This is a genomic window from Planococcus sp. 1R117A (genome assembly GCF_051417975.1).
GTDB classification, from domain to species: Bacteria; Bacillota; Bacilli; order Bacillales_A; family Planococcaceae; genus Planococcus; species Planococcus shenhongbingii.
In genome coordinates this window covers 787,814-808,420 of the sequence record NZ_JBPRLO010000001.1, presented here as the reverse complement: position 1 = coordinate 808,420, position 20,607 = coordinate 787,814, and the positions used below count along the sequence as shown (strand labels likewise).

14 protein-coding genes and 1 riboswitch are annotated in these 20,607 nt (G+C 36.4%); all 14 genes read left to right on the top strand.

Annotated features, from left to right (window positions below):
- Nucleotides 1–565: 565 nt before the first annotated feature.
- Nucleotides 566–2,740, top strand: a complete 2,175-nt coding sequence (locus tag ACSFXN_RS03725; protein ID WP_437148841.1) for a DEAD/DEAH box helicase family protein — start codon at nt 566–568, stop codon at nt 2,738–2,740.
- The gene (locus ACSFXN_RS03720) at nt 2,727–2,900 is read left to right on the top strand and encodes a hypothetical protein (protein WP_437148840.1); all 174 of its coding nucleotides are present in this window, start codon (nt 2,727–2,729) and stop codon (nt 2,898–2,900) included. The genes ACSFXN_RS03725 and ACSFXN_RS03720 overlap by 14 nt, the downstream gene beginning before the upstream one ends.
- A gap of 12 nt (nt 2,901–2,912) precedes the next feature.
- On the top strand, nt 2,913–4,898 hold the full coding sequence (locus tag ACSFXN_RS03715) for an AAA family ATPase (RefSeq protein WP_437148839.1): 1,986 nt from the start codon (nt 2,913–2,915) through the stop codon (nt 4,896–4,898).
- Nucleotides 4,899–5,417 (top strand): hypothetical protein, encoded by a 519-nt coding sequence (locus ACSFXN_RS03710; protein WP_437148838.1) that lies wholly within the window; start codon nt 4,899–4,901, stop codon nt 5,415–5,417.
- A gap of 74 nt (nt 5,418–5,491) precedes the next feature.
- Nucleotides 5,492–6,379 carry a DUF4007 family protein gene (locus ACSFXN_RS03705; RefSeq protein WP_437148837.1) on the top strand — a complete coding sequence of 296 codons (888 nt, stop codon included), beginning with the start codon at nt 5,492–5,494 and terminating at the stop codon, nt 6,377–6,379.
- Nucleotides 6,363–9,794, top strand: a complete 3,432-nt coding sequence (locus ACSFXN_RS03700) for a hypothetical protein (RefSeq protein WP_437148836.1) — start codon at nt 6,363–6,365, stop codon at nt 9,792–9,794. Before ACSFXN_RS03705 ends, ACSFXN_RS03700 begins: the two co-directional genes overlap by 17 nt.
- An 11-nt stretch (nt 9,795–9,805) precedes the next feature.
- Nucleotides 9,806–10,609 carry a hypothetical protein gene (locus ACSFXN_RS03695; protein WP_437148835.1) on the top strand — a complete coding sequence of 268 codons (804 nt, stop codon included), beginning with the start codon at nt 9,806–9,808 and terminating at the stop codon, nt 10,607–10,609.
- Between the two features lie 142 nt (nt 10,610–10,751).
- Nucleotides 10,752–12,680 (top strand): hypothetical protein, encoded by a 1,929-nt coding sequence (locus ACSFXN_RS03690; protein WP_437148834.1) that lies wholly within the window; start codon nt 10,752–10,754, stop codon nt 12,678–12,680.
- Between the two features lie 696 nt (nt 12,681–13,376).
- Nucleotides 13,377–13,769 (top strand): hypothetical protein, encoded by a 393-nt coding sequence (locus ACSFXN_RS03685; RefSeq protein ID WP_437148833.1) that lies wholly within the window; start codon nt 13,377–13,379, stop codon nt 13,767–13,769.
- 152 nt (nt 13,770–13,921) lie between these two features.
- Nucleotides 13,922–15,379: an excalibur calcium-binding domain-containing protein gene (locus ACSFXN_RS03680; RefSeq protein WP_437148832.1), complete on the top strand. Its 1,458-nt coding sequence runs from the start codon at nt 13,922–13,924 to the stop codon at nt 15,377–15,379.
- Between the two features lie 422 nt (nt 15,380–15,801).
- Nucleotides 15,802–15,903: riboswitch (purine riboswitch) on the top strand.
- 242 nt (nt 15,904–16,145) lie between these two features.
- On the top strand, nt 16,146–17,081 hold the full coding sequence (locus ACSFXN_RS03675) for a nucleoside hydrolase (protein ID WP_300990529.1): 936 nt from the start codon (nt 16,146–16,148) through the stop codon (nt 17,079–17,081).
- Between the two features lie 48 nt (nt 17,082–17,129).
- Nucleotides 17,130–18,395, top strand: coding sequence for a nucleoside permease (locus ACSFXN_RS03670; protein ID WP_437148831.1), 1,266 nt, complete (start codon nt 17,130–17,132; stop codon nt 18,393–18,395).
- Between the two features lie 261 nt (nt 18,396–18,656).
- Nucleotides 18,657–19,607, top strand: a complete 951-nt coding sequence (locus tag ACSFXN_RS03665; RefSeq protein WP_437148830.1) for a ribose-phosphate diphosphokinase — start codon at nt 18,657–18,659, stop codon at nt 19,605–19,607.
- Between the two features lie 243 nt (nt 19,608–19,850).
- Nucleotides 19,851–20,540, top strand: a complete 690-nt coding sequence (locus ACSFXN_RS03660; RefSeq protein WP_437148829.1) for a GntR family transcriptional regulator — start codon at nt 19,851–19,853, stop codon at nt 20,538–20,540.
- Nucleotides 20,541–20,607: the final 67 nt, after the last annotated feature.

Sequence of the window (20,607 nt, the reverse complement as noted above, 5' to 3'; positions counted from 1 at the left end):
CTATTGAAAAATAAGTCTTGTTTAAATTGCTTGCCAGTGATAATCCCTATGTCAAGTAAACTAAAGCGTTTAAAAAGTTTTTTGAACAATCATTATTTGTAAATTCTACATTCGAAAGAATGGAGGAAGATTATTCCAATCTTAAAATGCTAGTTTACAGGGTCGGAAAAGCAGATAAACTTTTTAAATATTCACAATCACTTTTGTTACTTAATTAAAAATAGTAAAGTTTGTTGATATAAGAAGAGATAAGAAAGAAAAACTTTAAATCCAGGAAAGAAGCATTTTAGAAATTTGATAATTTTTAAAAAAGACAATCATTATTGATTGTCTTTTTTATTAAATAAATTAGCACTCTTAAAAATAAAAAATAATTAAATATTACAAAGAATACTTTTAAAAGTATTCAGTATATAGGATAATGAAAATGTAAATAATTACTATAATTCGAAAAAAGAACTATTATTAATAAAATCAGTGTAATACATATTTCATAAATATAAAGTATTTTTCTATCTAATAACCTAGTTAAAATGAATTTATTCTATGTAAAGAGGTTTTTCAAATGAACTTACAAGATATCAACATCAAAAACGAATATCGCTCTTTCACAGATAATATGGTTAATGATTTTTACATACCGGTTCTTGAAAAGGCGGTTAGGTATGACAGAGCTGTAGGTTTCTTTTCTTCCACTGCTTTAATAGAAATTACTCGTGGTCTTGCTGGTTTAATTCGCAACAAAGGGAAAGTGCGAATTATTGCTTCCCCTCGATTATCAGAAGAAGATATTGAAGCGATTCACTTTGGATATAAGAGCAGAGAAGAAGTGATAGAAGAGAAACTCTTAGTTTCATTGAATACAGAAACAGACTACTTTGCAAAAAAGCGTTTAAATTTATTAGCAAACTTAATTTCAGATGGAGTCATTGATATTAAAATTGCCTTAATAAAAGACAATAAAAGTATAGGGATATTTCATGAAAAAATGGGGATTGTAGAGGACTCTGATGGACATAAAATCGCGTTTTCAGGTTCCTTAAATGAAACTGGCACTGCATTCTCACATAATTACGAATCTATAGATGTTTTTCGTTCTTGGACGCACGAAAAAGATAGGGTCGAAGCTAAAGACGAAGCATTTGATCAAATTTGGAACAGCAAAGCTAAAAATATTGAAACTATAGACTTTCCAGACATCGCAAAAGAAAAATTAGAGAGCTATAAAGTTGAAGAGATTGATTTAGTTCTAGACGCCCAAGAAGAATATGTTATAAAGAGTGCTTTAAAAGAGCGAAAAGAAATTAACGGGCCAATTGTTCCTGACGAGGTACATCTGCGTGAATACCAATTAGAAGCGATAAAAAAATGGGAGATTCATGGATATAACGGTGTTTTCGATATGGCCACCGGCACTGGAAAAACAATAACCGGATTAGGGGCCGTGGCAGAACTAGCAAAAAGTCTAAGGTATAAGTTAGCTGTAGTGATAGTGTGCCCATATCAGCACTTGGTGGATCAATGGGTCGAAGATATTGAACTATTCAATATGAAGCCCATAGTTGCTCATTCGGCGTCTAAACAAAAATCATGGAAAAAGAGGCTTGAGCAGCAAATCGAGTCTTTTAATTTGGAAGTGACAGACCACTTTTGTTTAGTAACTACTAATGCAACTTTTTCTTCTGATTATGTACAGAAGCTCCTGAAATCAGTAAAAGGTAATCTGTTGCTTATGGTGGATGAGGCTCATAATTTTGGTGCAGAGCATTTGCAAACGAAGTTATTACCCAATGCGCATTACAGGTTAGCGCTGTCAGCAACCATCAATAGACATAACGATGAAGAAGGAACACAAAGTCTCTTCAATTATTTTGGCGAAAAGTGCATAGAATATACTTTAGAAATGGCCATCAACAATGGCATGCTAACACCTTATTACTATCATCCGATCCCGGTATTCCTTACTCCCGATGAATTACTGGAGTATCAAGAACTCACTTCACAAATTGCTAAAGCGGTACGAAAAGATAAAAGTGGAAAAGTTACTTTTTCTGAATCAGCAAAGTTCTTGTTGCTAAAAAGAGCAAGAATTGTTGCAGGCGCCCAAGAGAAAATTTTGAAACTTGAGAATGAAATTAAGAAGTATAAAGACGATTCCCATATTCTGGTTTATTGTGGAGCAACGACAATAAATGATCCTGACTATCGTGAAGGAAGCAGTGATGAAGAAGAACGGCGCCAAATTGATGTTGTAACAAATCTTTTAGGGAATAAATTAGACTTTAAAGTTTCAAAGTTCACTTCAGAGGAGCCGGCAGAAGAACGGGAAGAATTGAAGAAAGCGTTTTCTCGGGGAGATCATCTTCAAAGTTTGATTGCAATACGTTGTTTGGACGAAGGTGTGAATATACCAAGTATAAAAACTGCATTCATTTTGGCAAGCAGTACAAACCCTAAAGAATATATTCAACGAAGAGGCCGCGTTCTTAGAAAATTTAAAGGGAAAAAGCATGCTGTAATATATGATTTTATTACTCTGCCACTTCCTTTTGAACTGATAGGAGATTTGTCTCCAGAAGAAATTCAATCGATGCAATCTTTGCCATTAAGAGAAATTGAGCGGATGAAAGATTTTGCTGCAATTGCTGAAAATTCATCTGTAGCTGATACGCTTATTAGTGAAATAAAAGAAAATTACAATTTAAATAAGGAGGAGGAAGAATATAATGAATTCATTTGACCTTAATGAATTTTCAATTGATAAAAAGAGATTAGAAATAATGAAAATAAGAATCATAAGAGCTGAAAAAAATAATGTAAAAACTAAAGAAAACCCTAAAGAATTAATGGTAGAAGAATTGAGGAAAATCATTATTGAGGAAGTAAACAAGAAGTATTAAGGAGGTAATATTATGATTGTAAACAGTATAGAAATAAAGAACTTTAGACAGTTTAAAAATACAAAAAAGATTGAATTTTCTACATTGGAAGAAGAAAACATCACTTTAATCCTAGGAGACAATACAAGCGGTAAAACCACTCTTTTACAATCTTTTTTGTGGTGTTTATATGGTCAAGCAAATTTCAAGAGTAAAGACGCATTGATAAATACGATAGCTGCTTATGATATGTTGGCTTCAAAAAAGGATGATGAAGTAAAAGTTTCTATTGAATTACAACATCACGGAATAACTTACTTCATTACTAGAACCCTTAAGTTTAGTGTAAAGAACAATGAAGTTAAACCAGTAGGTGGCAGTACAGTCAGCATGTCGTATAAACAAAAAGATGGACAAAGCCAAACAATTTCTGTTCATGATATAGAACAAAAAATAGGAGAAATTTTACCAGAAAGTCTTTCGTCTTATTTTTTATACGATACCGAAAGATTTGGTAATATAACTACTAAATCAGACGTGACAGATGCGGTAAAGGGAATACTAGGACTAACTGTTCTAGAGAACACGCTTAATCATATTGGAAAAGAAACTCAAAGCTATACTTTGCTAGGAAAACTTAATGCAAGTTTAAACCTAAAAGGAAATCAATCAGCTAATAAGGCTTTAATTATCATGCAAGAAGCTGAAGATAAAAAGGGGAATTTGAATCATCAACATAAAGAAAAAACTAAAGAGTTAGAGCATTATATTGCAGCTAAAGCGAGAATTGAGGAAACGTTAAGAGGATTGGAATCTAGTGCGAAATTACAAAAAGAGCGCGATGAAAAGCAACGGGAATTAGGCTATGAAAAGAGCTTTTTAATTGATGAAAATACACAATTCTTGAGTAATTTCAAAGCGAATACCTATATACATTTAGCTACACCTTTGATGAAACAAGCATTAACAGACTTACATGATGCAAAAGTAGATGATAAAGGGATTAAAGATATGAACGCAAATTCTATCAAAGACATTATTCTTAGAGGAAAATGCGTGTGTGGAGCTGAGGTTACTGAAGGAAATGGCGCGCATTCTCATTTACTAGAGGAAATCAACTTCTTACCGCCAGAGTCAATCGGAAACTTAATTAGAAACTTTAAAGATAAAACGGAAATAATGATCAGTTCTTCCGAAAATTATTATTCTAACTTAGAATCAAGTTATAAAAACGTTGTGCAGAGAAATGGCAGGATTGCTCGATTAGTTGATGAACTAGAAAAGATCAAGTCAAGTCTAGTTAATCAAGATTCAGCAAAAAAACATCAAGAGGACTTAACTGATACTGAATACAAGATAAGAAAACTAGAGCAACAACTACAAGGAATATTAAAACAAATTTGGGAGCAAGATCGACTAATAGAAGAGAATACGAAAATTTATAACAATAATGTTCGGGCAACTGAAAAAAACAATGAAATATTAGAGTACATGGCATATGCTAATGCTATAAAAGACTGGGTAGAAAAACGGTACAAATCTAGAGAAAATGATATAAGAATACAACTTGAAGAAAAAGTAAATGAATACTTTTCTAGAATTTATCACGGCCAGAGGAAAGTTAAGGTAGATGATAGATACAGAGTGACTTTAATAACTACAAGTTCAGAGCAGGAATTAATTACAGATGAATCGCAAGGTTTGGAGACAGTTAAAAACTTTGCTTTTATTTCAGGCTTAGTAGATATGGCAAAAGAAAAATTAAATGATGATGTTAACTCAAGCGAAAAGGATGCAGAAGATTATCCATTAATTTTAGATGCTCCTTTTTCAAATGCAGACGAAAGACATGTAGAAAATATATCAAAAGTATTGCCAGAGGTAACTAGTCAGCTAGTGCTTATTGTTATGGCCAAAGACTGGAACTATGCTGAAAAATCTATGGGACAAAAAGTTGGTAAGAGATATTACTTGGATAAAAAATCTGAAGTCCTTACTGAAATAAAAGAGGTGAAATAAATGTTTACAGATGACATAAACCTTCATGGGAAACATGCTCAATATGTTAAAGAACTGGCAAATACAGAACTTAAACTATTTAATCGAAACTTGGATGTATTTATGAATGCAGCTATTATAGGCTTAATCTATAATGTTAGAGAAGAGAGAGATAAGGACTCGCAATACAAAGATATACAGACGAATATATTAGCGGCAGCTATTAATAAAGAAAGAGCGAACTTAGATTATATTTTTCGCTTAATTATGATTTTGGATGATTCTGCCGATTTATCTCTTGAAGATAAGATAAATCGTGCTTTTAGAGATGACTCTAATAGCGATGTTTCTGACCGACATGAGAAAAACTTGGAATTATTTAAATCCTATGCTTTGGGAGGAATTACCATACTTTATGATAAAATTATTGGAAATGGTATTACTCTAGAAGATTTTATGAAAAATGCTTTTGAATTTATGAAAAGCAGAAACGAAGAAATAGAACCCGATACTGCTGATCATTTAATAGATACTCTATAGAAAAAAGACAATAAGTCTTTTTTCTTTAAAAAATTTTTACTGGAGACTCGCTCCACTGAAAGAAGGTTGCATAGATGGGTTACAGTCAACATCAAAGTTTCTATTTGCGTGATAGATGGCTTAGTAAAGCTATTAAAAATATAGAGGTAAATAATTCCTTTTTCTTTGAAAAGGATGCTTTTGAAAAAATGGGATTAGGGAAGAATATGGTTCAATCATTGAAGCATTGGATAATAGCGACAAAACTATTCGAGGAAGTCCGCGATAATAATCAGAAATATCATCAAATTACTTCCTTAGGAAAATTTATTAAAGAAAAAGATCGAGCTATAAAATACTACAATACTGCAGGACTGCTGCACCGCTCTTTAGCCACAAATAGAGATGTCAGCACTACTTGGTATTGGTTTTTCAATATATATACGGAAACCGCTTTCACTCGGGAGGACGTTCTAGCTGAACTTATTAATTGGGTTCAGAAACGTGAAAAACGTGTGATATCCGAGAATTCTTTGAAACGGGATATTGACTGCTTAATTAAGGTCTACACGAGTGGTGGAAGTACAGCAGATCCCGAGGAAGTCATATTAAGTCCATTATACAAGCTAAACTTACTAGAAGAACATAATGGAGTTATCTATAAAAAAGAGGCAAAAATGGATGAAAGTAACTTATTGTTAGTAGGGTATACTTTGCTTAAGTATATGCAAGGACGAAACTTAAGTGCTATCAGCATCGACGATTTGGTACATAAAGAAGAGCTATTAGGAAAATTATTTAATATGAAGAGATCTTCGATTGTAAGCCTAATCAGTGAATGGACAGAGCATCCAGAATATCCAGCAGTTTTTACAAGAACTAATAATTTAGATACACTTCGTCTTCCTGAAGTTTCGCCGGAAGAATTTATTTATTATGAGCACGAGCGAAAGGTAGAAAAATTTTATGATTACTCAAAGTAAAAAAGCATTCACTACCAGTATTAATTTAAAATTTGACATTGGAAATAAAGAATTTGTTCAACGCTATTTGCCTACCCCTTCTCATGCAGAATTTTTGAAAGGTATTATTGGGGGGTTCTTGGGTGAAAGAAAAAATAATGCTCATATTATGATAGGACCTTACGGGAGTGGAAAATCATTAGCAGCTACTATTGTAGCTGATATTTTCTCGAGAAAAATCAATGATCAGGATTTTAATAAGTTAATAGATAGATTTAAAGATGTGGATCAGGAAGTTTTTGAAAAACTAAATGCGGCTAAACAATCGAATGCGTTATTTGTCCCAGTTGTCCTTTCAGGGAATGAAGGTCCATTTAGCAGGACGATTATAAATTCTATTGTCAAGTCAGTAAAAAATGAAGGCTTCCAAATAGATATCCCTGGAGAAATTGAAGAAATTCATAGCATATTAGAAAACTGGGAGTTAGTATTCCCGAAAACTCTTAGCCTGTTTAAAAAATCTTTAAAGAACCGTGGCTATACATTGATTCAATGGAAAAAAGAACTCAATGCCAATAACCAAGAAGAGATAGAATGGTTCGTAGAAGAATACTCTGTCTTAAGCGCAGGCGCAAAATTCCAAGTGGACCATGAAGCTAATTTTATCGATAAAATTACTCATATTATTGCTCAATTAAAAGAAAAAAATATTAAAATCTTCATTGTATACGATGAATTTGGCCGCTTTCTCCAGTCATTGGAAATGTCGCAAATTTATAACACGATGCAAGATTTACAAGATTTAGCTGAAGTGGCTAACCGGAGTGAGAATACCCTTCAACTTCTGCTTATATCGCATAAAAACATGTCTCAATATATGTTAGGGCATAATGAAGAATTTAAAGCGGAATTTCAAAGGATTGAAAAGCGATTTAAAACGTATTTCGTAGAAAGTGATAAAGCCACCTTTTACCGTATTGCTCAAGAATATACAAAAAATATGCAAGAAGAATTGATGTTGCTTAATCTTGAATCGGCGGATTCCAAGTGGATTTTGAAGAAATATAATTTATTCAGTGAACTAAATCATCAGGAAACAGAGAAATTGATTGTAGAAGGTTCTTATCCTTTACATCCGTTGGCATTATTTTTGCTTCCAAGACTGTCAAGTGTGTTTGGGCAAAACGAACGTACATTGTTCACTTTCCTTGAGAGTGAAGAAACAGGCGGTTTAACTAATTTCGTAGCGAAAGAAACAGAGGGAATGTATTACCCTCATATGCTTTTTGATTACTTCTTTCAAAATTCAATGAATGAGTTTCTAGGAGATGAATCCTTTGGATCTTTGAAGACGTTTGCTAAAATTACCAACAAAATGAGAACAACCAAACAGAACAAAGGACAAATGGATTTGCTCAAAATAATTACCTTATGGGATTTATCGGGCGCAACTAATGTTGTGAAGTTAAATGATGAACTATTGATGTTTGGAACTGGCCAAACTTTAGAAGAGTTGAAGTTGAATTTAGATCGATTAGTGCAGCAGAAAATGCTTCGTTTTAATCGCATTCTTGGGCAATGGGAACTGAATGAGGGCAGCTCTGTTCTAGTTGATGAATTGCTGAATGAGGAAAGAACGGTATTAAAAGTTACAAATGAAAATCGTTTAGAAGCATTAAAAAAACTTCTCGAAAAGAAATTTTACCTTGCAACAGATTATAACGATGAGATAAATATTACTCGCTTTATGCAAGTTAATCTTTTAACGTCAGAGCAATTACTAGAAGAAGGTTTTTTAGAAAAAATTACGTTTGATGCAGATGGTTATATTTATTACGTAATTCCTGCTGATGAAGTTTCCTATTCTAAATCCATCTCTACAATTGAATCTATTAAAGACAAGCGAATCATTTTCTCTATAACTAATAAGGAGTTTAAATCTATTAGAACTTCTTTAGACAGATTGATTGGTTTACAATCCATTTATTCGAACAAAAAGCTGCTTTCCGAGCATACTCGTTTAGATGAGGAAATTAGTATTTTGTTGGCAGAAACTCAATTTGAAATTAGAGAGTTCCTTAAGGATTTTGAAAATTTCCAAGAGAATATAAAGTGGTTCTATGAGGGTGCTCAACTAGCTGTAAATCATCAAGTTCGATTAGAGAATAAGATAAGTGAAATAATGTATGAAATGTATCCGCACACTCCTGAAATTAGAAATGATTCTATAAATAGAAGAAATTTAAATGGAATGCAGACTAAAGCAATGTATACGGTGTTGAATAATGTTATAAGAAATCCGAATTTTGAACGGTTAGGAATCGAAGGCCAAGGACCTGACTATTTAATCTATGCCACAGTATTTAAAAACAATAATCTTGATTTAAGTAATTTAAACCAAGTTACTTATGAACCGTATAGAATGCTCAGACAATCATTAGTCGAGTTTATCAATAACAATAAGGAAGCCTCTATTCTTGATATAGAAAACATTTTCACTTCTCATCCTTTCGGTATTCGTAAGCCACTAATTCCTTTGTTATTTGCTGGGTTATTAAGAGATGTATGGGAACAATTGATGTTCTACAGAAACGGCATGTACGTGACAGCGGTGGATGCCGATAAATTATATGGAATGTTTAAAGAACCGGCGGAATATCAGTACGTTTTCAATGATTATTCGGCAGAATTTTTAAGCTTCGTAAAAGGTGTGCAAAAGACATTCCAGCCTTATGAAAGTGAGTATGTACAAGAGCAAACGCTTGTCATCAAAGCTAGCAGCGGTCTATTAAACTGGTTAAGACAGTTACCACGCCATACTCAAACTACAGATAAACTAGACGCTGATTTGCTAGAATTTAAAAATATAGTTAGAAAAATTGAAGTAAATCCGATTAATAGTTTGGAAATGCTTAAGGATAAGTTTATGAAATCTGAAGCATTAATATTAAGGAAAGAGGAACTAGAAGCACATTTTGCACAATTTGAAAATGAAGTGACTGCTAAATTGTTTGAAACCTTTAATGTCGATTCGTTAGAGGGATTAACAGAGAAACGCAAGACCTTTTCTGCAAATCTAGGGAAACGAAACCGGTTGCTAAAGTCTATAGGTGCAGAGGTTGATAAATTTATACAAAACTTTGCTCTTAGTTACACAGGTGTAGAATTAGGAAATTGGTCAGACACAACATTTGATTTATTTGAACGACAGATGCAGAATGACTATAGGGATATGGAAATGTCTTCCGATGATAGTGACACGATTTTGTTAGGTTACAGTGATTCACAAAAGTCCATCAAAAAAGTAGAACTATCCAACAAAGCGAAGACAGTATATGAAAACGTAAACCGGATCATAAACAATGCTGGAAGAAGTGTTCCTAGAGAAGAAATAGAATACCTTGTCTTCAAGTTGCTTGACGAGTATATAGAGTAGTAGGAGGGGTCATGGTGGAAAGACAAAAAGTGCATGTTGCTATGTATAGCGGTGGAGCTTCAAGCGCATATGTGGCTTATCAAATGGTTCAGGCCCACGGGAAAGAAAATTGTATCTTATTCTTTACAAATACCCTTTGGGAAGATGAAGACAATTACCGCTTCATGTATGAAGTAGCAGACTATATCGGAGTAGAAATTACAGAGCGGGTAGACGGCAGAACACCTGAAGAAGTCTTTTACGATTATCGTTTTTTAGGGAACTCACGTTTAGCTAAATGCTCAGAAGAATTGAAAGTCCAACAAACTATTGTATTCCTTGAAGAATTAAGGGATATTCATAATTTGGAACCTGTTCTTTATTTCGGTATTGGACCACATGAAACTCACCGGTCTGATAACTTAAGAGAATTTTATTCTCATCGCCCGTTAGAGCCGATTGAGACTAGATTCCCGATGATAGAAACTTTTAGAGAAGATATAGATGTAAAGTCTATTATTGAAGAGGAATGGGGCATTAAGCTTCCGAGAATGTATGCTATGGGATTCTCCCATGCAAACTGTGGAGGACGCTGTGTACGTGGAGGCTTCCAGCATTATGCACAACTTTACAACGTATGGCCAGAACGTTATGCATTACAAGAAGAAATGGAAGAGAATTTCCGAAGAGACTTTGAAAAAAATGTTTCTATTTTGAAAAAAGACGGTGGCCCTTATACCTTACGTGAATATAGGGAGCGTATGGATCGTGAAGGTGTCGAGAACTTCTTGAAAATTCCTGATGAAACTGTTCCATGTGTATGTTCATTTTCCTGAAAAATTGATTTTGTAGAAATTGTATTAGCCACACTATTGTAGTTTTAAATTACATAGGGTGGCTATAAATTTATCTAAGGGTGTAACAAGTTTAGTAAAACTAAAAGAAAAAAATAAATAGATGTATTAAGGAGGAGATTTTTTGACGAAAAAAAAGAATCATATCGCTGCAAAAGTAAAAGAAATTATTAGCTTTAATTGTATTTTAATTAATTCGGATAGTTTTAAAGAACTATATGAAGAATTGAATAATTTTTTAGTTAAAGAAAAACTAAAAGAACCCTATAATAAATTACTGCAAGAATTATCTCAGCTGCCACCAGATGTTTTCTATACTTATAAAAATAAATCAGTCATTGAAGTGGACAAAAAAATCTTTAAAGATTTTTATGATTCATCTATTAAAAATCAAATTTCAACGGGTCAGATTAAAGATATAAAGATATATCTTATTAATGTTGGATTACTTAATGAAATTTCATATGATACTTTAGCTAACGAATATCTAGGAAGTAACAATCTCGACTATTTGAGATTGAAACCAAAAAAAATAAAACAAGATACTTACTTAATTATTGAGAAATTAGATGAGCAATTATTGAATCGTTTATCAAGAGAAGTAGAGATTAAAAATAAAGATATATCAAAAATCGAAAATACTAAAGATAATGATGAAATTATAGAGAAAGAAGTAATTCGAAACTCAATTCAGAATAATTTACAGACTAAAGAAGGATTTTATGAAACTTTAAGTTTTTTAAATGAAGAAGTTAAAAAACTGAAGAAGTTAGACAAGAATAATAAATTCTACCGGTTTTTTAACGATACTGAATTAATTTATACTTACTCATTATTAGTTTCACAGTGTAGATTACATAAAGAAGTAGATCTTAGTTTAACTGTTGGTAGGCCGGCCTTTCTATGGAGGCATGATCATTTAAAAGTAAAGTTTAAAAGAATGCATCCTTTAAAAAATGAATCTTTTTATATAGAGAGAATAGATGACCTAGTTAAACTAGGTCTAATAGAAAGAGTAAGATTTGAGCTTATCGATACTAAGTTATTAAAGTTTATAGATGAAAAAGAAAAAAAGAAAGAACCAATTTTATATGTATTTCCACACATTGATGCGAAAATGCTTATTGATATTAAATTGGATGATAGCTCTTTGATAAATAGAATAACCTCACTAAAGAATAGTATAGGAGAAATCGATAGAAATTTTAGCGATGAAAAAAACGCAATAGCAATAAAAGAAGAGGAATTTTCTTTTTCGAATCTTCCATCTGTTATTGAACACGAAAAAACCTTAGCCGATATAGGAAGTGAAAGACAAAACTATATAAAATGGGATAATAAATGGAAAGATAATTTTAGAGAACGAATCAATTATAATTTGAATAAAATTAAATCTGAATTCTTTGTAGAAATCTATAAGCCTATAGATGAGTATTTAGTTAATAACCATCTTAAAAATTTCTATGTAGAAATCTTAAGAAGAATTATGGAACCTAAAAACAACTATTTTATTGAGAGTAAAAACAAATCAATTTTTTATATAGATGAAGAAACTCTTAAATATATATACAAGGATGTGTTTTTTCCTCTAATAAATGAAGAAGAGCCTCAAGTGCTATTTTGTACTTTAATAGAAATAGGTTTATTTGAAAAGATTTCTATTCAAAACATTGCTTCTGAACTAGGCTTAACTCTTAAAGAATTAGAAGATGATATAAGGAATATTTTTCCAAATAAATATATTAATGGAGAGGATTTATATGTTTTACTAAGATTAAATGAAGGTGTGTTAAAAGGAATTTACAATAATATAAAAGAAAAGTATACTTACAATCCTTTAGAAGATGAGAAAGAAAGTAACAACGAATTAAAAAAAGTCGAAAAGAGCAATTCAGAAGATACTAAAAATCTCCCGGCAATTGATTATTCAATTACGGAAAGTGCTTTAGATATTCTAATAGAATCTGAAATAGAAGGGAATAAAGTTATCATTAATAAATACTACTTTGATAAACTTATAAAAGCGATTCTAGGAGAAGTGCCAGACATCTAATTACAATTTTATCTAGAAAGCTGCTATATACTTGTATAAAATAGAATTGGAATTTTGGGAAGATTACTACATCTACCTTCTACTTTCAAAGTTATAAGATGAGCCCATCTAAGCTATATAAATGCTAAATTAAAATTTTGACACTAAGCAACCTATCAAATTAAAAACACTCCTTAACTATTGGTTGTTATTTGAGCAAAAGGTTATTATAAAGGGAACTGGAACAGATTAAACAATAGTTATTACATTCATAATGAACACCTAGCTTTCATGTTTCATAAAATAAACCTTTTCAAGGGAGGACCACACATTACTTTATCAATTAAGATGAAACTTTAAGCTTTTTATATTAAATTCAAATCCGGAATTGGCCCGGGAAATTGCCGATGTGCTCGGCTGTGAGCTGGGCAAAAGCTTCATCACGCGTTTAGCGACGGGGAAGTCCAAATCAATCTGGAAGAAAATGTCCGGGGGGCGGAAGTCTTTTTCGTCCAGTTGACGTTCCAGCGGAGCTGGATATGTCATGGAACCGCTGATTACAATAGATGTACTGTGTTTCATATGCCTGTTAGCCGCTTCTTTTTCTTATTCAATTGTCGAAAGAATTACGTATGTCTATTAGATATCTCTCATACAGTCCATGTAAATCATTTGATAATAGACTCTTGTCATCGGATTAAAAAAAAAGATTATAAAATGGTTGTCTTAAGTTATATGCTTTCAAAAGGAACGGACACATGGCTTGAGCCGATTACTCCGGAAGAAGCGGCGCAGTTCTTTCATACTTACTTAACTCAAAAGGAATACCGGATGAATATCGACTTCAGCGATGGACAGGGGAAGAGGCTTCGGAAGTTTGATCAAAAGAAAATAGCGGATTTAATTTCGCAGATGCCAATGACCAAGTGGAGCGGCAGTGCGAAAGACGGCATTGTTTCTTTTGAGAAGGGCATCTTTGAATTCAAATTGGAACCATCTTACGAAGAAAATGAAATCTTTTATAAATGGACACAAGAGGTAGCAGAGTATCGACTGCATGCTTATTTTGAAAGAAAAGCGAGTAAAATAGTTCTTAATTATTTCACCTGAAACCTTGAAGCCAAGAAGATATCTAATCTTCCGCTGTCTTCAAGGTTTTTTATGTGAAATAGCAAATAATTTTTAAAAACCTCTTAAAAAAGTAAAGATATGGTAGTATAATCAGTTGGTTAGTATTGTATTTTTTAGGAGGAAAAATGGAAATGGAAAAGATGATAGGCAATAAACCGACTTCGGATCAGAAGTTAATGGTTTCTCTTCACAAAAAGCTTTTGCAGCAAGCGCAGACAATGATTTTGGCAACAGATGAAAAAGTGCTAAAAGCGATAGCGGTTGATGTAAGTCAATTGAACAGCCAGAAGAGAACGGGAGTTTTGGTGCTGTCGACCAACGCAGTTTCGTTTGTGTCGAACAGCGATCAATGGATGTACGACTACCAAAACATCAGCCATGTGGCTTTGAAAACAATCGATAAAGGAAAAGATAAAAAGAATTTGCATGACCAGCAGCTTACGATTGAATTTGGATATTCAAGCAGCGCTTCTTTTAACTTCAATAAAAACGAAGATACCCAGGAATTCATTGAAATTCTTGAATTGAAGAAGAACAATCCGAATCAAGAAGTCCTGTCAACCGCGACCCATAACTTTGATTATTTCCTGCATGCAGACCGTTTAAAGGATTTGCGTGAAAGCAACGTGAAAACGACGTTTTTCCTTATGAAGCGCGATGATATGGGCTTCTCGAAGAATGGCAGAAGGCTTTTGCAGGAACGGCATAAAGGTGCTTTGTTGATTGTTGAAGGATATTTTAAGGAGAAGAAAAAAACAAACGACTTTATTGTAGTCGACAACAGCATCTTCGTTTATAAGTATGACAATGAAGAAAGAAAAGCGAAGTTGGTGAAGAAGTGGCCGCTCCTGTTTTTTGCAGATGCCGAACTTGATCATTTTGCAATTAAAACAGAAGTTGTAACTGGTGAAGGCAAATTGGTGCTGAACGGGTCCGGAAAGAAATTCGAAGAGATTTTGACCAATGTACAAGTGCCATTTTCAAAGAAAAAACGAAAAGTACACCAAAAAGCGATTGGTTTTCGCAGTGGGAAACGCTGGAAGAAAGCCATTGCTTCCATCGCTTATGCTTTTGCTTTGTTTATCGTCTTAATGATGGTATTTGGCGAAGGTGAGCCGAAGCAAGAGTCGGCGAAAGAAATCAATACCGTGGTCTCTGTTGAAGCTGAAGAAAAGAGCGAAGAAACTACTGTAACTGCAGATCAGCAAAAAGCGAAAGAAGTCAGACTTGCTGAGGAAGCACGTAAAGCAGAAGAGATACGATTGGCTGAAGAAAAGAAAAAAGAGGAAGCACGTATAGCCGAAGAGCAACGTCTGGCAGAAGAAGCGCGCTTGGCTGAGGAAGCACGTAAAGCGGAAGAAGCTCGTAAAGCAGAAGAAGCGCGTTTAGCGGAAGAAGCAAGAGTTGCAGAAGTACAGCGTCAGCAAGAAGAGGCAGCACGCGTGGCTGCAGAACAGCAGCAGACAACGAACGTTTTCTATAAAAACTGTTCAGCTGTCCGTGCGGCAGGAGCGGCTCCAATTCGGACAGGAGATCCCGGCTACTCTAGAAAATTAGATCGTGATGGCGACGGAATTGCTTGTGAATAAGAGAGATAGATAATTGAAAGAGAAGCTCTTACTTCGAAATGAAGTAAGAGCTTTTCTTGTACAGAATTTAAAACTTGAAGGGGGTATAAAAAAGGAGATTGTCTTTGAAGTCCTGGTTCTCTTTTTTTCTAAATGAATAGAGTGGAATTTCACTTTCTAAAATATTAAGGGATGTCGCTTTGGTTCAAATTTGGGGTTAATCAAAATCTTCACGACGGAGCAGGACTTGGGAATTTTGATTTTAAATTGTACTGAATGCAGTACTAAAGGAATTTACATCTATTCCTAAATAAAGAAAAAATGTAATAATATCAAAGAAAAAGTAATGAAAACTCTTTAAAATACGAACAAAGTTAATATTAAGCATTACAATTGTTTGCTTTTTAATTGACCTCAAGCGAAATTCTTGTTATCATTAACTCGAATTTAATATCGAATAATGTCGTATAAGATTGGGGATATGGCCCAATAGTTTCTACCAAGCCGCCGTAAAGGGTTTGACTACGAGGTAAGTGTTCAGCGGAAGAAGCGATCGATTCTTCCCTTATTTACACGTTCCCTAGTCAATGCTCCGGTAGCCGCCGGAGCATTTTTTTGTGTTTTAAGAGGCAAAGTTCTACTTTATGATGAGAAGCAACAAGCCAGGAGAATTTTGATGGCTATTGGTGTGGAAGCGGATATGGCGTTATTCGAACGGTTCAATAAGAAATAATTAGGCGAATGGCAAGCAATCTAAAACATTCACCACGGAGGGAACGGAAAAATAATGAAAGAAAAAATTTACTTTAACCATGATGGCGGAGTCGACGATTTAGTTTCGCTATTTTTACTATTAAAAATGGACACAGTTGAGCTAACAGGCGTTTCAGTCATTCCAGCGGATTGTTATTTAGAACCGGCAATGTTCGCGAGCCGGAAAATTATTGACCGCTTTGGAAACGGCGGCCTGGATGTAGCTGAGTCCAACTCACGCCCTAAAAATCCTTTTCCGAAAGATTGGCGCATGCATGCATTTTATGTGGATGCCCTGCCGATTCTGAATGAATCTGGAACAGTTGTGACGCCCGTAGCTGATCAGCCGGCACATCTCCATTTAGCAGAGACGGTTTTGGCAACGGAAGAAAAAACGACTTTATTGTTTACGGGCCCGCTGACGGATCTTGCCCGCGCATTGGACGCAGCGCCTGAAATCGAAGAGAAAATTGAACGGCTTGTCTGGATGGGTGGCACATTCCGTGAAGCCGGAAACGTCCATGAACCGGAACATGATGGAACAGCAGAGTGGAACGTGTTCTGGGATCCTGAAGCAGCAGCCCGTGTCTGGGACAGCAGCATAAAAATCGATCTGGTGGCACTTGAAAGCACCAACCAGGTACCGCTGACACTGGATGTGCGTGAGCGCTGGGCGAAAGACCGCAAACACCTCGGCGTGGATTTCCTTGGGCAATGCTATGCGATGGTGCCGCCGCTTGTCCATTTCTCGACGAACTCGACCTATTATTTATGGGATGTGCTGACCACCGCATTTGTCGGCAATTCTGATCTGGTGAAAGTGCAGACCATCAACAGCATCGTGCACACAGACGGCCCAAGCCAAGGGCGTACAGCTGAAACCGCTGATGGACGGCCTGTGAATGTCGTGTATGACGTTGACCGCGATGCATTCTTTGACTATATGACGGAACTGGCTAAAAAAGCGTAACAACTGTAACTAAGCCGCATGGACACTAAAAATAGGAAGAGGATAACAATGACTATAAAATTTCGCCTTAAAATTATGATTTTTCTCCAGTTTTTCATTTGGGGAAGCTGGCTCGTGACCCTTGGCTCGTATATGATCAATACCTTAGGTTTTTCCGGCGCACAAGTCGGGACCATTTATGGCGCATCCGGACTGGCTTCTCTTATCATGCCAAGTCTGGTCGGGATTATCGCTGACCGGTGGATAAAAGCGAACAGACTGTATGGCATCTGCCATTTTCTCGGTGCGATTTCCTTGCTTATAGCCGCACAAGTTTCAGACCCGACGGCTATGTTTTGGGTGATGTTCTTTAACGCGGTGGTTTTCGTGCCGACGATTTCATTATCTTATACCATTTCCTATATTAGTTTGGAAAAAGCAGGGCTCAATACGACGAAAGAATTCCCGGGCGTTCGTGTCTATGGAACCGTCAGTTTCATTTTTGCCATGTGGCTCATCAGCCTTGGCGGATTTGAGTTGAGCAATATGCAGTTGTACATTGCAGCAGGGGCTGCCGTCTTGCTGGCTCTCTTTTCATTGGTCCTGCCGGATTGCCCGACATCAAATGACAAGACTGACAAGTCGTGGACAAGCCGCTTGGGACTCGACGCTTTTGTCCTGTTCAAACAAAAGAGAATGGCCATCTTTTTCTTGTTTGCCATGCTGATCGGGGCTGCGCTGCAGATCAACTTGGCATTTGCCAACCCGTTTCTTCATGACTTTGCATTGAATCCTGCCTATGAAGATAGCCTGGCTGTGAAATATCCATCGATTTTATTGTCGCTTGGGCAATTTTCAGAAATCATCTTTATTCTTGCCATTCCGTTTTTCCTGCGTAAATTCGGGATCAAGACGGTCATGCTGTTGAGTATGGCGGCTTGGACATTGCGGTTTGTTCTATTAGGTTTTGGAGACCCGACTGGATTAGGGTTTGCCTTTTTGCTGCTATCGATGATCGTCTACGGTGTAGCATTTGACTTCTTTAATATTTCCGGATCGATGTTTGTCGATAAAGAAGTGGACCGCCGGATTCGCGGGAGTGCCCAGGGCTTATTCATGACCATGGTGAACGGGCTCGGTGCTTATCTCGGAGCGGTGATCAGCGGAAGAGTAGTGGATTATTTAACGGTGGACGGCATCAAAGACTGGCAGAGCATCTGGCTGGTTTTCGCAGCCTACACTCTCGTTCTTGGCATCCTGTTTGCGGTAAGTTTCAAATCCAAAAAAAGCCCGGATACAGTGGACGATGTAGATAAAGCTGTACAGTCTGTATGATTTAAAGTCTGATTAGAGTATAAGCTATAGAAAAAGCAGTCAATTTCTCCTTCTGTGGAGAAAGGCTGCTTTTTTGAATTTCAGAGGAAACAGCTTATTCCAATTCACCAAAGCAAAATAAATTTTAACTATTGGCTATTACCCCATCAAAAAGGTATCATAAAACTAACTGCTGCAGGCATATGCCAGTTGGTTAACCGGCATAATAGCCAGTCAGCTTTCACTTGTACAAACAATTTTTTTTGCGGAGGGGACTATACATTGCCTTATCAATTAAGAAAAAACTTTAAACTTTTCACATTGAATTCAAATCCGGAATTGGCTAAGGAAATCGCCGATTTACTGGGCTGTGAGCTGGGCAAAAGTTCCATTACGCGCTTCAGCGACGGGGAAGTCCAGATCAACCTGGAAGAAAGTGTCCGGGGGGCAGAAGTCTTTTTGGTCCAGTCGACATCCCAGCCGGGAAATGAGCACATCATGGAACTGCTGATCATGATTGATGCGCTGAAGCGGGCATCCGCGGAAAGCATCGCTGTAGTCATTCCGTATTACGGCTATGCGCGTCAGGACCGGAAAGCGAGTTCGCGTGAGCCGATCACCGCAAAACTGGTGGCCAATATGCTGGAAAAAGCAGGGGCTACCCGCATCATCACGATGGATCTTCACGCTCCGCAGCTCCAGGGATTCTTCGATATTCCGGTAGATCAGCTGCTGGGCGGAACGATTTTAGCAGAACATCTCCATGACAAGGGATTGGAAAATGCGATTGTCGTAGCGCCGGACAACGGAGGTCTGGGAAGAGCCCGTAAGCTGGCAGACCATCTGGATGTTCCGATCGGCTTTCTTGATAAACGCCGGATGCAGCCGGGCAAACCCGAAGTGGTGAATATTGTCGGGGACATCCAAGACAAGAACGTCATCATCATTGTGGATATCATCGATACCGCGGCCACTATTTCTTTAGCTGCCAATGTTCTGGTGGAGAATGGTGCTAAAGCGGTCTATGCCTGCTGCACACACGGGGTCTTATCTGGCCAGGCGATTCAAAGAATCGAAGAGTCGGCCGTCACGGAGCTGGTTGTTACCAATACAATCCATCTGCCTGAGGAGAAACGCATTCCGAAAATGACGATTCTTTCAGTGGCGCCTTTATTGGCTGAAGCGATTGAACACGTCCATAATGAAAAACCGGTAAGTCCTTTGTTTGAATAAATTTTGGTTGCCGGTAGCAGAAGGGAAGCTCTTTTGTTTTTTATTGAGCACACGATCTTTCTAGTTTATGAACAATTACATTACGCAAACCAAAAGGCACCGCTCCATGCGGTGCCTTTTATTGTTAATTAATAATTTGAATCAAGTTATCAGAAAATTATTGACATTCAATTTAAATGGTTGTTTAATTGCATTAAGGTATAAATGTATACAATTATGCTCTAAAAAGAGAGGAGATTGACCATGGATCTTTCCTCAGTGGATAACAAGAGGTACTCGGCAAAAGATTTTGTTTATATGGAACTGAAAAAGCTCATTATTTCGGGAGATTTGGAGCCTTCCCAGCAGATCAATGAAAAAGCGCTGGCTGAAAAGCTCAGCATCAGCCGGACGCCGATCCGTGAAGCACTGAACCGGATCGAATTGGAAGAATTGATCGTACGGATGCCGAACGGCCGGATCCGAGTGGCACCCGTATCCGTAGAAGAGGCAAAAGAGATTTTTACCGTGCGGAGCTTGCTGGAAGGGGTGGTTGCCAAAGAAGCGGCGATGAAAATCACTTCCGGTGAACTGGGCGAACTGAAATTCCTGACCGAACTGTTGATCCGCTCTGCCGAACAAGGCGACAGTGAAAAAGTGATTTTCTACGGGGACAAATTCCACCATATGCTGTACGATGTCAGCGGCAACCGTACGGTGGTGAAAATCCTGAACAATATGAATGACCACATTATGCGCTATCGCAGCCTTGGCCCGAAAACCAGCAAATCCCGCAGTTCCGCGGCAGCTGAAGAACATTTGGCCCTTTATAAAGTCATCGAACAAAAAGACGGGGAACAAGCTGAAATCCTGATGAGGGAGCATATCCGGAACAGCTTGGAAGCAGCGGTCCATTCCATTCAGCGCCATCTTAAACTGGTAGAGAAACCTTAACAAAACGACAATAAGAACGTCATTTCCAAAGAAGGTATGTTGAACAAGATTCGTGCAAACATGTAAA